This is a genomic window from Sphingomonas sp. CFBP9019 (assembly GCF_034045155.1).
Lineage (GTDB): Bacteria > Pseudomonadota > Alphaproteobacteria > Sphingomonadales > Sphingomonadaceae > Sphingomonas > Sphingomonas aerolata.
In genome coordinates, this window is record NZ_JAXCWK010000002.1 from 470,322 (window position 1) to 483,842 (window position 13,521).

A 13,521-nucleotide genomic window follows, 5' to 3' on the forward strand; every position below is an offset into this window, starting at 1 on the left:
CGACATGGCAATCTCTCCCGAATTACCCACCAGGCGCACGCTCCTCGGTGCCGCCGCCGCGCTCCCGCTGCTGTCGATCGGCGCGGTCCTGCGCGCGGCAGAACCCGACCTGTCGGCACTGTCCGATCTCACCGGGGGTGCCAAGCCGATCGATGCGGACGAGCGCGCCGCCCGGCTCTCGCGCGCCCAGGCGCTGATGAAGGCGGCAGGGATCGGCGCGGTACTGATCGAGCCGGGGTCGTCGATGCTCTACTTCACCGGTGTCCGCTGGAGCCGGAGCGAGCGGCTGACCGCCGCGATCCTGCCGGTCGAGGGGCAGCTCTGTATCGTCACGCCGTTCTTCGAGGAGCCGTCGGTGCGCGAGACACTCGCGGTGCCGGCGGAGGTTCGCGTCTGGCAGGAGGACCAAAACCCGCTCGCGGTGGTGGCGGGCTTCCTGCGCGATCGCCGGTTGATTGCGCGGCCGATCGCGATCGAGGAGACGATGCGATTCTTCGCCATCGACGCGCTCCGTCGGCTGGTACCGGAGGCACGGATCGTGTCGGCCAATCCGGTCGTGCGCGGCTGTCGGATGATCAAGACGCCTGCCGAGATCGCTTTGATGCAGACGGCCACGGACGTCACGCTCGCCGCCTATCGATGGACCCATGCGCGGGTCGAGACGGGCATGACCGGTCCCGAGATCGGCGCGCTGATGACGGCCGCGACGCGGAAGCTCGGCGGGGCGCCCGAATTCTCGATGGCGCTGATCGGCGAAGCCTCGGCCTATCCGCATGGCAGCCGCGAGATCCACCGCGTCGCGAACGGGCAGGTCGTGCTGATGGATTGCGGGTGCACCGTGCAGGGCTATCAGTCCGACGTCTCGCGCACCTGGGTTCACGGATCGGCTACCGCCGACCAGCGCAAGACCTGGGACCAGGCGATACGCGGTCAGCAGATCGCGTTTGCCGCCGCGCGGATCGGCGCGACCGCGGGCAGCGTCGACGATGCGGTGCGGGAGCATTACCAGGCGCTGGGCTATGGTCCGGGCTATAAGCTGCCCGGGCTGTCGCATCGGACGGGGCACGGGATCGGCATGGACGGGCACGAACCGGTCAATCTGGTACGGGGCGAGACGACGAAACTCGCGGCGGGCATGTGTTTCAGCGACGAGCCCGGCATCTACATCCCCGGGCGCTATGGCATCCGGATCGAGGATTGCTTCCACATGACCGAAGCGGGGCCGAGCTGGTTCAGCGTGCCTCCCACGTCGCTCGACCGACCGCTGGGCTGACGAGCCCGGGGTCTGCTCAGGCGGCCTGGCTCATCCAGCGCTCGGCATGTGCAAGGGCGGCTGCGTCGTCGACGTCGATCCAGTCGATGTCGCTGCAGTCGACGGTCTCGGCACGGTTCTCCGTGGCGAGCATGCGGACGCCTTCGGTCAGCGAGGGACTCGCCAGCGTGGCGAGTGCGGCGCCGAGGCGCGGCGAGATCGCGAAAACGCCCGTATCATAGGCGTCATGCGGTTCGAGGCCCTTGCCGATCGCGACGATCGCCGACCCGTTGGTCGCGACACACGTGACGTCTTCGGGGTCGACCCAGGGATGGCCGAGCCGGCGGTCGATGCCGAGCCTAAGCCCGTTGCCCGATCCGGCGGTGGCCATGCGGCGATACAGCGCGGGGAGGACGAGGTGGTCGCACATTGCGAGAACCGCGTCCTTACCGGCCAACGCGTCTGTCGCGGCAAGCACCGATACGCCATTGGGCTCGCGGTGGTCCGCCAGGACGGTTTCGACATGGAGCGGCCAGGCGCGGCTGGCGAGATAGGCCTCGATCGCATCGCGGCCGTAACTCAGCGTGACGATCGCACGCTTGAGGCCGGCCTCCGCAAGACCCTCGAGCGCATGCGCGATGAGGGGGCGGCCAGCGACCGGGCAGAGGGGTTTATAAGGCGCCGAGGCGCGTAGACGGCTGCCCTCCCCGGCGGCGAGGATGACAGCCGTCTCGATCATGTCAGGCGGCCTTGATGAACCGCTCGACCTCGATCTGCGCGAGATCGTCGGTCATCTGCGTGCGGGGATGCTTGCAGAAATAGGCCGATGCAGGGTCGATCACGCCCGCGATGCCGCGATCCTTGGCGATCTTCGCGCAGCGGATCATGTCGATCGCGACACCCGCAGAGTTGGGCGAATCCTCGACCGACAGGCGCAGCTCGAGGTTCATCGGCACGCCGCCGAACAGCTGGCCTTCCATGCGAAGGAAGCAGACCTTGTTGTCGTTCTGCCAGGGGACATAGTCCGACGGGCCGATATGGACGTTGTCGTCATCCATCCGCTCGGCCGCGACCGACTGGACGGCTTCGGTCTTCGAGATCTTCTTCGACTCGAGACGGCGATGGTTCGACATGTTGAGGAAGTCGGTGTTGCCGCCGGTGTTGAGCTGGTAGGTGCGATCCAGCTTCACGCCGCGCTTGGCGAACAGGTCGGTCAGCACGCGGTGGACGATCGTCGCGCCGAGCTGTGCCTTGATGTCGTCGCCGATGATCGCGACGCCGGCGTCTTCGAACTTCTTCGCCCAGACGGGGTTCGATGCGATGAAGACGGGGATGTTGTTGACGAACGCCACGCCCGCTTCGATCGCGCAGTCGGCATAGAATTCGGTCGCTTCCTGCGAACCGACCGGCAGGTAGTTCATCAGGACGTCGGCGCCCGACGCCTTCAGATCCGCGATGACCTGCTCACGCGTCGGCTCTGCGGCGTCGGCGAGGAGGAAGGTGCGGTCGTCCTTGAAGTCCGACATGTGGTCGGCGACGCCGTCGAGCGTCTTGCCCATCTTCACGATGGTGCCGGTGTTGCCGACATTGGGGGCGAACACTGCGGTGCAGTTGGGCTTGGCGAAGATGGCCTCGGCGACGTCCTTGCCGACCTTGCGACGATCGACGTCCCACGCCGCGACGACCTTGATGTCGCTTGGCTTGTAGCCACCCATATCGAAATGCATCAGGCCGACCTGGTCGTTTGCCCCCTCGCGATAATGCTCGAGACCCTGGACGAGCGAGCTCGCGCAGTTGCCGATGCCGACCACGGCGATCCGAATGCTATTCATTACTGACCCTGTTCCTTACGAAAGATGCATGCGCGACGCGGTCTTCGATCGCGGCGGTGTGGTATTACGGACGAAAGCCCGTTCGACACGACGGTGCCAGACGAGCCCGACGATGGCGACGAGCGTCAGAGGGACGATCTCGAACCACCAGAAGATGCGCGGGTTGCCCGCAAAGCAGGCGACGAAGATCGCCCATACTCTGACATTCGCGGTTAGCAAGGCCATGAAGCGCAATGGCGCCACTGCGCGCGCGGCATAGCTCTGGCCAAGCGCGACAGGATCGCTGGCCTGACCGAGCGTGCGTTCGAACGGCATCGCGATCCGGTCGATGCTGCCGGCCACCCCGTCATAAAAGCGGACAAGCGCGTTGCCGGTCGGCACGGGCGGCGCGTCGAGTGCGACACCGCGGATCCGGCGATGGAAGCGCGAGCGCTCACCCTCGTACATGTTCGACTGCACCGCGTGCGCGCCACCGGCCGCAACCGCGAGCATCCAGGCCTCTGGCGTGTCGATGGTGAGGGCGAGCGAGATGTAGATCAGCGCGAACACACCGTGATCGCACAGACCGTCGAGCATCCGCCCGAGCGGGCTCGCGGTCTTGGTCGCGCGGGCGACCATGCCGTCCAGACCATCGGCGATCAGCCACCCGATCGACAGGGCCAGGCCGACCAGTGCCAAAGCGGGATTGCCCCAATGCGTATAGGCCAGCGCAGCAGCGCCCCCCAGGACCAGTCCCGCCACCGACACCGTGTTCGCCGAGATGCGACGCGCGAGTGCGAGGGGCAAAAGCGCGCGGCCTGCCGGGTGAATCAGCCAAAGGTTAGATGGGATCTCGATCCGGCGATCGCGCGATCCATCCGGTGGAGCCACTGTCATAGGATTTTCATAATGCGCGCGGCACGCGATTTATGCAAGGTCGCCCGGCTCGGCCCGCGGAACGGCTGAGCGCAATTCGTCGATCCAGACCTGCGCGGTTCCATCCGACGGTGCGCGCCAGTCGCCGCGCGGCGACAATGCGCCGCCCGCCGAGACCTTTGGCCCGTTCGGCAGCGCGGAGCGCTTGAACTGGCTCGTCGCGAAAAAGCGCTGAAGAAACCTTTCGAGCCATGCGGTTATCGTCGGCAGGTCATAGGCGACGCGCCCAGTCGCCGGCAGGTCCGCGGGCCATGCCCCGCTCTCCGCATCGCGCCAGGCATGCCAGGCGAGAAACGCGATCTTCGACGGCGCGAGGCCATAGCGGATCACGTAGTGCGCGAAGAAATCGTTCAGCGCATAAGGCCCGATCATCGATTCGGTGCTTTGCAGCGCGCCGTCCGTACCCGCGGGGACGAGTTCGGGAGAGATTTCCTGCGCGACGATCGTCGACAGGATCGCATCGGTTGCCGCATCATATTGGCCGGTCCGGATGCACCAGCGGATCAGGAACTGTATCAGCGTCTTGGGCACGCCCGCGTTGACCGCATAATGGCTCATCTGGTCGCCGACGCCGTAGGTGCACCAGCCCAGCGCCATCTCACTCAGGTCGCCCGTGCCGACCACGATCCCGCCGCGCTGGTTGGCGAGACGGAACAGATAATCGGTCCGCAACCCCGCCTGGACGTTCTCGAAGGTGATGTCATATGCCGGGGCGCCATCGGCAAAGGGATGCCGCATGTCCTCGAGCATGCGCCGCGCCGCGGGGCGGATGTCGATTTCCTCCGCGGTGATGCCCAGCGCGCGCATCAGCGCCCAGGCATTCGCCTTCGTGCCCTCGCCCGTCGCGAAGCCGGGCATGGTGAAGCCGAGGATGTCGGCACGCGGGCGGCCAAGCCGGTCCATCGCCTTGGCCGCGACGATCAGCGCATGCGTCGAGTCGAGCCCGCCCGACACGCCGATCACCAGCGTGCGGGCGTGCGCCGCCTCGAGCCGCTTCGCCAGCGCCTCCACCTGGATGTTGAACGCTTCGTAACAATCCTCGTCGCGGCGGGCGGGATCATTGGGGACGAACGGGAAGCGGGGGACGACGCGTTCGAGCCCGACGTCCGCGACGGCAGGATCGGGCAGGTGATCGAACGCGATCCGCCGGACGCGCGTCTCGGGATGCCCCGCAAACGTCGCCGCGTCGTTGAACGTGCCGGTCCGCAGCCGTTCCTGCGCGATCCGCTCGCAATCGACGTCCGCGACGACCAGATCCGGCTCGGTCGCGAAGCGGCGTGATTGGGCAAGCTGTTCGCCGAGCTCGTGGATCAGCCCCTGGCCGTCCCATGCGACCTCGGTCGTGCTCTCGCCCGGGCCCGCCGCGGAATAGACATAGGCGCATACCGCGCGCGCCGACTGCGCCGCCGCCAGCATCTCGCGCTCGCGCGCCTTGCCGATGACGATGTTCGACGCGGACAGGTTGCAGCAGATCAGAGCACCGGCCAGCGCACCCGCGGTCGATGGCGGGGTGGGGGCCCAGTAATCCTCGCAGATCTCCGCATGGACCACGAAGCCGGGCAGGTCGCGCGCCGCAAAGATCAGGTCGTTGCCGAACGGCACGGACTCGCCGCCGAGTTCGATCGACAGCCCCGTCAGTCCCGCTCCGCTCGCGAACCAGCGCTTTTCGTAGAATTCGCGGTAATTGGGCAAAAAGGTCTTGGGCACGACCCCGAGCACGCGACCGCGCGCGATCGCCACCGCGCAATTATACAGCCGCCCCGCGCGCACCAGCGCCGCGCCGACCAGCAGCACCGGCCGCAGCGTCGCACTCGCCGCGACGACGCTATCGATCGCCGCCAGCGTCGCACGCTGCTGCGCGGTCTGCAGATGCAGGTCGTCGAGTGCGTAGGAGGTGAGGTTGAGTTCGGGAAAGACGACGAGGTCGACATGCTGCGCATCCGCCTGCGTCGCCAGTGCGATCGTTGCCGCGGCATTGGCGGCGGTGTCCCCGACCGATGCCCGCGGGGTCGCTGCGGCAACCCGGATCAGGCCGTGCGTGTGGATCGCGTAGAATGGGTGCGTCATGCCCCCATCGTTAAACGCGCGGGGCAGTTCATGCTACCGGCTTCACCGGCCGGATATGCTGAGGCTGCCTCAGGGGGCGCTCTGCGCAGACGTGGAGGCAATGACCCCCTGCACGGCACGGGCGCGCCGGCGTTCGAGCTTCTGCCGTTCGGAGATCTGATAGGTCTTCGCAATCCGGTACCGCTGCTGCTTCGTCTTCGCGTCGACACTCCCCAGCGCGAGAATGCCGACAAATGCGAGGATCGCGAATAACAGGGTGAGGAGGTTCAGTTGTCGCGCTTCTGCAGCCTTGTCCGTCATCATCCCGCTCCCATCGCCTGCCGTCATCGGACCCGACGGGTCTTTCACAGCAACCCGCCGAAAAGCCTTCTATGTCCGCAACTTGTCTTGGTCATTCCGTACATCGTACAGCCATTTCGCGGCGTCGAGGTTCCACCGTCCCTGGCAAAAATCAGCACCGTGGCCGCCATTGCGCGATCGGCAGGCAGATCTGCTATCGGGACTGACAGGCGATGGCGCGCGGGGTGCGTGGCAGGGTGTTTTATGGGGAAGCGATTTTGACGATCACGCTGTTCGGGATCAGGAACTGCGACACGATGAAGAAGGCGCGTGCGTGGCTTGATGCGCATGACGTCGCCTATGTGTTTCATGACTACAAGACCGCCGGAATCGAGGACGCACGGCTGCGCGACTGGATCGGCCGGGTCGGGTGGGAGCCGTTGCTCAACCGCGCCGGCACCACGTTCCGGAAACTGCCCGAGTCTGACCGCGTCGACCTGGACGCGGACAAGGCGGTCGCGCTGATGCTGGCACAGCCGTCGATGATCAAGCGTCCCGTGCTCGATACCGGTGCGACGCTGCTGGTCGGCTTCAGCGCCGAGCGGTATGAGGCGGCGGGGCTGGGGAACGCCTGAAGGAGACGAGCATGCCTGTCGCTACATGGAACGGCCAAGAGATCGCCCGGTCCGACGATACCGTCGTCGTCGAGGGCAATCACTATTTCCCCGCGGACAGCGTCGATCCGGCGCTGCTCGAAGACAGCGCGACGCAGTCGAACTGCCCGTGGAAGGGTACCGCGCGCTACAAGACGCTGGTCGTCGACGGCAAGCGCAACTTCGATGCGGTCTGGTACTATCCCGATCCCAAATCCGCCGCGGCCGAGATCAAGGATCGCTATGCCTTCTGGAAGGGCGTGACGGTCGGCTGAGCCGCGGCCGTCGCCGGTGTCGGGCGGGCGCGACGGGACGGGCTGGGCGAGCGGCATCGGCTTCGCTAGAACGCGCGCCCATGTCCACGACCTACACGCTCGACACCGCGACGAGTCGCGCCAACCCGACGCCCGCCCCGCTCAAGCGCCTCACGATCCCCGCGATCCGCCGGCAAAAGGGGCAGGTGCCGCTCGTCATGCTCACCGCCTATACGGTGCGCAATGCGCAGCTGCTCGATCCACACTGCGACATGCTGCTGGTCGGCGACAGCCTGGGGCAGGTGATCTACGGCCTGCCCTCGACCGTGCCGGTCACGCTCGAGATGATGGCGGCGCACGGCGCGGCGGTGGTGCGCGGCAGCTATCATGCGGTGGTCGTGATCGACATGCCGTTCGGCAGTTATGAGGCATCACCCGAAAAGGCGTTCGAAAGCGCCGCGTGGCTGCTGAAGCAGACCAGTGCGGCGGCGGTGAAGCTCGAGGGCGGCACCGCGATGGCGCCGACCGTACGGTTCCTGGTCGAGCGCGGGATTCCGGTGATGGGGCATGTCGGCCTCACCCCGCAGGCGGTCAACGTCCTGGGCGGCTATGGCGCGCGCGGCCGTACGCCCGAGGAGGCGGCGAAGATCGTCGCGGATGCCAAGGCGGTCGCTGAGGCGGGCGCATTCGCGCTGGTGATCGAGGGCGTGGTCGAGCCGATCGCGATCGAGATCACGCGCGCGGTCGCCTGTCCGACGATCGGCATCGGCGCATCGGTCGAGTGCGACGGCCAAGTGCTTGTTGCCGAGGACATGCTCGGCCTGTTCGACCGTACCGCCAAGTTCGTGAAGCGGTTCGAGGATCTCGCCGGCAAGATCTCGGGCGCGGCGGAGACCTATGCCGACGAGGTTCGCAGTCGTGCCTTTCCGGGACCCGACCAGAGCTATGCGCCGCGCGCCGGCACGGTGGATTGATCCGGCTTTTGTTTCGGACGCGTGGCGGCTAAGGTCCGCGCCATTCCACCATCCCCCGATATCCTTTCCTCCCTTTGTCTCCGGAGTCACCCTTGGCCCTGCCGCCGAAAACCGATGAAGCGTTCCTCCGCGAGGTCGACGAAGAACTGCGCCGCGATCAGCTCGCGGGTTTCTGGACGACCTGGGGCAAATGGGTGGCGCTCGGGGTGGTCGCAGCACTCGTCGCGCTGGCCGGATTCCTCTATTATCAGCACCGCACGGAAACCCAGGCGGGTGTCGAGGGCGAGCAGCTCCAGGCCGCTTATGACGCGCTGGCCGCGGACAAGGTCGCCGAGGCGAACACGACGCTGACCAAGCTCGCTGCGTCCGACCGTGCCGGGTACAGCGCGCTGGCGCGGTTCACGGAAGCGGATATCCTTCTCCAGAAAGAGGATATGAAGGGCGCCGCGGCCAAGCTGGCAGCGATCGCTGCGGACACGTCGGTCGCCAAGCCGTTCCGCGACCTTGCGCTGGTTCGGCAGACGTCGGCGGAATATGACACGCTCAAGCCGCAGGTCGTGGTCGAGCGGCTGCGTCCGCTTGCGGTCACGGGCAACCCTTGGCTCGGCAGCGCAGGCGAGATGGTCGCGGTCGCCTATGTCCGGATGAACCAGACCAAGCAGGCGGGGACGCTTTTCGGCCAGATCGCGGCCGATCCCGGCGTGCCCGAGACGATTCGTCAACGCGCTGTTCAGATGGCCGGTGTACTGGGCGTCGACGCCGTTGCCAGCACCGGGACGGCCGGGACCGCCGCTGCTGCTGCATCAAACGAGGATACCAACGCGCAATGACGAAGTCTTATCGGGTGACGGTCGCGGTGGCTGCGCTCATGGCCTTGAGCGGCTGCGGCATTTTCAAGGGTGGCGTCAAGAAGACCCCGACGGTCGGAAACCGGGTATCGATCCTGACCTCCGAAAACGGGGTCGAGACCGACGCGACGATCGCCGATGTCCAGGTCCTCCTGCCGGCCCCCTCGGTCAACGACGCCTGGGCACAGCCGGGCGGCAATCCCGCCAAGTCGATGGGCCAGCTTGCGCTCGCCGCGCAGCCAACCAAGGCTTGGCAGGCGTCGATCGACGGTGGCTCCAACCGCGAACGCATGGCCGCGCCGCCCGTCGTTGGCGAGAACAAGCTGTTCGTGATGGACGTGCACGGCGTCGCGCATGCCTTCAAGGCGGACACCGGCGCAGCCCTGTGGACGACGCCGATCACCGAGGGCAAGATCAACCAGTCCGCGCGTTTCGGCGGTGGCGTGAGCTATGACGACGGCAAGGTCTATGCGACCGACGGCGTCGGCGACGTGGTCGCGATGAACGCGTCGGATGGCGCGATCCTGTGGCGGGCCAAGCCCGGCGGCCCGCTGCGCGGCTCGCCGACCGTGTCGAACGGTGCGGTCTATGTCCTGACGCAGGACAACCAGATCTTCTCGCTCAACCAGGGTGACGGCAAGGTCCAGTGGGTCCAGTCGGGCACGCTCGAGACGCAGGGCGTGTTCGGCGTCGCGGCACCGGCGGTCAGCCAGGGCACCGTCGTCTCGGGCTTCTCGAGCGGCGAGCTCAGCGCCTATCGCTACGAGAATGGCCGTATCCTGTGGCAGGACGCCTTGTCGCGCACGTCGATCACCACATCGGTGTCGAGCCTGTCGGATATCGACGCCGCCCCGGTCATCGATGGCGGCCGTGTCTATGCGGTCGGGCAGGGCGGGCGCATGGTCGCACTCGAACTTTCGACCGGCCAGCGTCTTTGGGAACAGAATTTTGCGGGCATCTCGACCCCCTGGATCGCGGGCGAATGGCTGTTCGTGGTCACCGACGATGCGCGGCTGGTCTGCCTGTCGCGGTCGAACGGCAAGGCACGCTGGATCGCGCAGCTGCAGCGGTTCGATAACGAGAAGAAGAAGAAGGGGCCGGTGACCTGGTATGGCCCGATCCTGGCGGGCGGTCGCCTGATCCTGACCAATTCGCGCGGTGAGATCGTTTCGGTCAATCCGGGCGATGGCGCGGTCGGCAGCACGATCGAGACCAAGACGACCTTCACGCTGCCGCCGATCGTCGCAAACTCGACGCTCTACACGCTCGACCAGAAGGGCAAGATCACCGCCTATCGGTGAGCCATCACCCCTCTCCCGGCGGGAGAGGGGTAACAGGTGACGACGGAGCGTTCCCGCGCTAAGGGCACGGCATGTCCAAACTCCCTGTGGTCGCAATCGTCGGCCGCCCCAATGTCGGCAAGTCGACCCTGTTCAACCGCCTCGTCGGCAAGAAGCTCGCGCTGGTCGACGACCGGCCCGGCGTCACGCGCGATCGCCGCGAGGGCGATGCGTCGCTGATCGGGCTCGATTTCCGCATCATCGATACCGCCGGATACGAGGATCACGACGCGCAGACGCTGCCCGGGCGGATGCGTCAGCAGACCGAGGCTGCGGTCGGCCAGGCCGATGTCGCATTGTTCCTGTTCGACGCACGCGCAGGCATCGTGCCGCTCGACGAGGAGATCGCCCGCTGGCTGCGCACCGCCGACGTGCCGGTCGTGCTCGTCGCCAACAAGGCCGAGGGCCGCGCGGGCAATGACGGCGTGCTCGAGTCGCTGGCGCTCGGCTTCGGCGATCCTGTCGAACTGTCCGCCGAGCATGGCGAGGGCATGGGCGACCTGTTCGAGGCATTGCTCCCGCTGCTCGAAGGCAAGGACGAGGTTCCGGAGGAACAGCCCGACAATGAATATGAGGGGCCGCTGAAGCTCGCGATCGTCGGACGTCCAAACGCGGGCAAGTCGACGCTGGTCAACCGCATCCTCGGCGAAGACCGGATGATCACCGGTCCCGAGGCCGGCATCACGCGCGACTCGATCAGCGTGGATTACGACTGGCATCCGACCGGCGGCGAATCGCGCAAGGTGCGGCTGATCGATACGGCGGGCATGCGCAAGCGTGCCAAGGTCCAGGACAAGCTCGAGAAGATGTCGGTCGAGGACGCGCTGCACGCGGTCGACTTCGCCGAGGTCGTCGTGCTGCTGCTCGACGCGACGCTGGGGCTCGAGGCGCAGGACCTGCGGATCGCCGACAAGGTGCTGCAGGAGGGTCGTGCGCTCGTCATCGCGTTGAACAAATGGGATATCGCGGAAAGCGCGTCGTCGCTGTTCAACGGCGTCAAGCGCGCGCTCGAGGACGGCCTCAGCCAGGTCAAGGGCGTCACCGTGATGACCGTGTCAGGCGCGACCGGAAAGGGCATCGACCAGCTTCTCCAGGCGTGTTTCGACACGCGCGACGCCTGGTCGAAGCGCGTCGGCACCGGCGAGCTCAACCGCTGGTTCGAACGCGCGATCGAGGCGACGCCGCCACCGGCCCCGGGCGGCAAGCGGATCAAGATGCGCTATGTCACGCAGGTCAAGACGCGTCCGCCGAGCTTCGTGATCTTCGGCACGCGCGTCGACCAGCTGCCGGCGAGCTATGAGCGCTATCTGGTCAATTCGATGCGCAAGGATCTGGGCTTCGGCGCGGTGCCGGTCCGGCTGATGTTCCGCGCGCCGAAGAACCCGTACGACGATAATCGCGGCGGCGGCGGCGGCTACTAAACGGTGGCGTCCGGGGTGGTCCGGATCGACGCGCGGGGCATGCGGTGCCCCTGGCCCGCGATGCGGCTGGCCAGAACGCTGCGTCAGGCGGGCGAGGGATCAGGCTCGGACGGGATGTCGGCCAGTGTTCGGATCGAGGTCCGCGCCGATGATCCGCGTGCGCCTGCCGAGCTGGCGGCGGTCGCCGCGGCGGCGGGCGCGGACATGGCGATCATTTCCGATCCAGTCGCGCCAATATTTGTCGTGACACGCGGGTCCGACAGCAACAATGTCTTTACGGAATAGCGATAGGCTGACCGTCGACGTTCATGGCGGGCCGGCCAAACGGGAGTAGGCGTCAGTGTCATTCGAAGGAAACACCCTGGTCGACTGGCCGGCGTTTCAACAGGCCCGCAGCGAGCTTGGCGGCGGGTTCATCCGCATCCTCGGCTATTTCCGCGAAGACGGGGTGAAGTCGGTCGCCGCGATCGAGGCGGCGATGCGCGCCGGTAGCGCGGCGGCGCTGATCATTCCAGCCCACACCCTTAAGGGCGAGGCGCGCCAGTTCGGCGCCGAGCCGCTGGCCGATCTCGCCGAGACGATCGAAACGATCGCACGCGACTGTGTCGAGCTTCACGATACCCCGGATGCCGCGCTCGAGCATGTCGCACGGTTGCGGCCGCTGTTCGGCGAGACCCTGACGCTGCTCGAGCGCGAGGCCAATCCGCTGGTCCCTCGCCGTCCCGCCGCGGGCGGGTTCGGGCGGCGTGCCGTCCCATCGGGGTTCGGCGCCGAATAAGCACACTGCCGGCGCGCGTTGCCGGTCGCCGCGGACGACGACCGGCAGACGGGTTCAGCCCTTCAGATAGGGTGCTGCGCCGGCCTTGGGCGAATCATGCTCGGAGATCGAGTTGAGCTGGATGTAGTTGTGGATGCCCATCCGCGCGATCATCTCGAACTGGCGTTCGATCGTGTCGACATGCTCTTCCTCGCTGGCGAGGATGCGCGCGAACAGGTCGCGGCTGATATAGTCCTTCACCTCTTCGCAATAGGCGATCGCGCTCTTCAGCTGGATAGTCGCCTCGACCTCAAGCGCGAGGTCCGACTTCAGAACCTCCTCGACGGTCTCGCCGATGCGCAGGCGGCCGAGCAGCTGGAAATTGGGCAGGCCATCGAGAAACAGGATGCGCTCCGACAACCAGTCGGCATGCTTCATCTCGTCGATCGACTCCATGCGCTCATACTGGGCGAGCTTGTAGACGCCCCAATGCTCGAGCATCCGATAATGGAGCCAATATTGGTTGACCGCGGTCAACTCGTTCTTGAGCGCCTCGTTCAGGAAATCAATTACCGTGGGATCGCCGCGCATTGCCATAACTCCGTCACCTCTGAGCGGCATGTAGCGGTTTTACGTTCGTGGCGGCAAGGGCGACGGGATCGCGCCGTGTGGCGCCGCGCCAGGTCAGGCTGCGGCGCGTTCCTCGTTGATGATCGCCCGGGCGACCGACGTGCACTGACCGCATTTCGGCTGACGACCCAGCGAACGGAACGCCTGGCAGGGCGTCGTGCACCCGCCCCGCGCGCAGCTGCGGACGTCGGATTCTCGAATGGCATTGCAGACGCAGACGACCATGGAAGCTCCCTCGTGAGAGCTCCAATTAGCGATAATGCGAAACAGTCGCAAGCGCTTTTGCGTGTGATTCGCAA

At 66.5% G+C, this 13,521-nt stretch carries 16 protein-coding genes; 9 read left to right on the forward strand and 7 right to left on the reverse strand.

Annotation, left to right across the window (positions count from 1 at the left end):
• Positions 1-4: 4 nt before the first annotated feature.
• Entirely contained in the window at positions 5-1,273 is a 1,269-nt protein-coding gene (locus tag SOM18_RS06210; RefSeq protein ID WP_031441734.1) for a M24 family metallopeptidase, read from the forward strand.
• Positions 1,274-1,289: 16 nt separating this feature from the next.
• Here SOM18_RS06210 and SOM18_RS06215 read toward each other — a convergent pair whose 3' ends face one another.
• The 5 genes from SOM18_RS06215 to SOM18_RS06235 form a co-directional block, all read right to left on the reverse strand.
• A complete protein-coding gene (locus tag SOM18_RS06215; protein WP_031441735.1) occupies positions 1,290-1,991 on the reverse strand; it encodes an NTP transferase domain-containing protein in 702 nt (233 codons plus the stop codon).
• Between the two features lies 1 nt (position 1,992).
• Entirely contained in the window at positions 1,993-3,084 is a 1,092-nt protein-coding gene (locus SOM18_RS06220; RefSeq protein ID WP_031396675.1) for an inositol-3-phosphate synthase, read from the reverse strand.
• 15 nt (positions 3,085-3,099) lie between these two features.
• On the reverse strand, positions 3,100-3,870 hold the full coding sequence (locus SOM18_RS06225; RefSeq protein ID WP_235188456.1) for a CDP-alcohol phosphatidyltransferase family protein: 771 nt from the start codon (positions 3,868-3,870) through the stop codon (positions 3,100-3,102).
• A 120-nt stretch (positions 3,871-3,990) separates the two neighbouring features.
• Positions 3,991-6,066 carry an NAD(+) synthase gene (locus SOM18_RS06230; protein WP_320481458.1) on the reverse strand — a complete coding sequence of 692 codons (2,076 nt, stop codon included), beginning with the start codon at positions 6,064-6,066 and terminating at the stop codon, positions 3,991-3,993.
• Between the two features lie 69 nt (positions 6,067-6,135).
• Positions 6,136-6,366, reverse strand: a complete 231-nt coding sequence (locus SOM18_RS06235; RefSeq protein WP_152555547.1) for a hypothetical protein — start codon at positions 6,364-6,366, stop codon at positions 6,136-6,138.
• A gap of 257 nt (positions 6,367-6,623) precedes the next feature.
• On the opposite strand from SOM18_RS06235, the gene SOM18_RS06240 reads away from it, so the two are divergent.
• The 8 genes from SOM18_RS06240 (at position 6,624) to SOM18_RS06275 (ending at position 12,613) form a co-directional block, all read left to right on the forward strand.
• Positions 6,624-6,980, forward strand: coding sequence for an ArsC family reductase (locus tag SOM18_RS06240; protein ID WP_031441738.1), 357 nt, complete (start codon positions 6,624-6,626; stop codon positions 6,978-6,980).
• Between the two features lie 11 nt (positions 6,981-6,991).
• Positions 6,992-7,273, forward strand: a complete 282-nt coding sequence (locus tag SOM18_RS06245) for a DUF427 domain-containing protein (RefSeq protein ID WP_320481459.1) — start codon at positions 6,992-6,994, stop codon at positions 7,271-7,273.
• An 80-nt stretch (positions 7,274-7,353) separates the two neighbouring features.
• Entirely contained in the window at positions 7,354-8,226 is an 873-nt protein-coding gene (gene panB / locus SOM18_RS06250) for a 3-methyl-2-oxobutanoate hydroxymethyltransferase (protein WP_037527782.1), read from the forward strand.
• A gap of 92 nt (positions 8,227-8,318) precedes the next feature.
• Entirely contained in the window at positions 8,319-9,056 is a 738-nt protein-coding gene (locus SOM18_RS06255; RefSeq protein WP_031441741.1) for a tetratricopeptide repeat protein, read from the forward strand.
• Positions 9,053-10,375, forward strand: coding sequence for a PQQ-binding-like beta-propeller repeat protein (locus tag SOM18_RS06260; RefSeq protein WP_031441742.1), 1,323 nt, complete (start codon positions 9,053-9,055; stop codon positions 10,373-10,375). Before SOM18_RS06255 ends, SOM18_RS06260 begins: the two co-directional genes overlap by 4 nt.
• Before the next feature lie 71 nt (positions 10,376-10,446).
• The gene (gene der / locus SOM18_RS06265; RefSeq protein WP_031395626.1) at positions 10,447-11,835 is read left to right on the forward strand and encodes a ribosome biogenesis GTPase Der; all 1,389 of its coding nucleotides are present in this window, start codon (positions 10,447-10,449) and stop codon (positions 11,833-11,835) included.
• A gap of 15 nt (positions 11,836-11,850) precedes the next feature.
• Positions 11,851-12,120, forward strand: a complete 270-nt coding sequence (locus SOM18_RS06270) for a sulfurtransferase TusA family protein (protein ID WP_268745777.1) — start codon at positions 11,851-11,853, stop codon at positions 12,118-12,120.
• A 55-nt stretch (positions 12,121-12,175) separates the two neighbouring features.
• On the forward strand, positions 12,176-12,613 hold the full coding sequence (locus SOM18_RS06275; RefSeq protein WP_031441744.1) for an Hpt domain-containing protein: 438 nt from the start codon (positions 12,176-12,178) through the stop codon (positions 12,611-12,613).
• Between the two features lie 54 nt (positions 12,614-12,667).
• Here the strand turns inward: SOM18_RS06275 and bfr are convergent, their stop codons facing one another.
• Complete coding sequence (gene bfr, locus SOM18_RS06280) at positions 12,668-13,183, reverse strand: bacterioferritin (protein WP_042467738.1); 516 nt, start codon at positions 13,181-13,183, stop codon at positions 12,668-12,670.
• A gap of 93 nt (positions 13,184-13,276) precedes the next feature.
• Positions 13,277-13,447 carry a (2Fe-2S)-binding protein gene (locus SOM18_RS06285; protein WP_037527780.1) on the reverse strand — a complete coding sequence of 57 codons (171 nt, stop codon included), beginning with the start codon at positions 13,445-13,447 and terminating at the stop codon, positions 13,277-13,279.
• Positions 13,448-13,521 lie beyond the last annotated feature (74 nt).

What these genes read in the sequence shown, in the direction of transcription:
- SOM18_RS06210 (WP_031441734.1), top strand. Translation starts at nt 5, where the DNA reads ATGGCAATCTCTCCCGAATTACCCACCAGGCGCACGCTCCTCGGTGCC.
- SOM18_RS06215 (WP_031441735.1), bottom strand. Translation starts at nt 1,991, where the DNA reads ATGATCGAGACGGCTGTCATCCTCGCCGCCGGGGAGGGCAGCCGTCTA.
- SOM18_RS06220 (WP_031396675.1), bottom strand. Translation starts at nt 3,084, where the DNA reads ATGAATAGCATTCGGATCGCCGTGGTCGGCATCGGCAACTGCGCGAGC.
- SOM18_RS06230 (WP_320481458.1), bottom strand. Translation starts at nt 6,066, where the DNA reads ATGACGCACCCATTCTACGCGATCCACACGCACGGCCTGATCCGGGTT.
- SOM18_RS06235 (WP_152555547.1), bottom strand. Translation starts at nt 6,366, where the DNA reads ATGACGGACAAGGCTGCAGAAGCGCGACAACTGAACCTCCTCACCCTG.
- SOM18_RS06245 (WP_320481459.1), top strand. Translation starts at nt 6,992, where the DNA reads ATGCCTGTCGCTACATGGAACGGCCAAGAGATCGCCCGGTCCGACGAT.
- panB (WP_037527782.1), top strand. Translation starts at nt 7,354, where the DNA reads ATGTCCACGACCTACACGCTCGACACCGCGACGAGTCGCGCCAACCCG.
- SOM18_RS06260 (WP_031441742.1), top strand. Translation starts at nt 9,053, where the DNA reads ATGACGAAGTCTTATCGGGTGACGGTCGCGGTGGCTGCGCTCATGGCC.
- der (WP_031395626.1), top strand. Translation starts at nt 10,447, where the DNA reads ATGTCCAAACTCCCTGTGGTCGCAATCGTCGGCCGCCCCAATGTCGGC.
- bfr (WP_042467738.1), bottom strand. Translation starts at nt 13,183, where the DNA reads ATGCGCGGCGATCCCACGGTAATTGATTTCCTGAACGAGGCGCTCAAG.
- SOM18_RS06285 (WP_037527780.1), bottom strand. Translation starts at nt 13,447, where the DNA reads ATGGTCGTCTGCGTCTGCAATGCCATTCGAGAATCCGACGTCCGCAGC.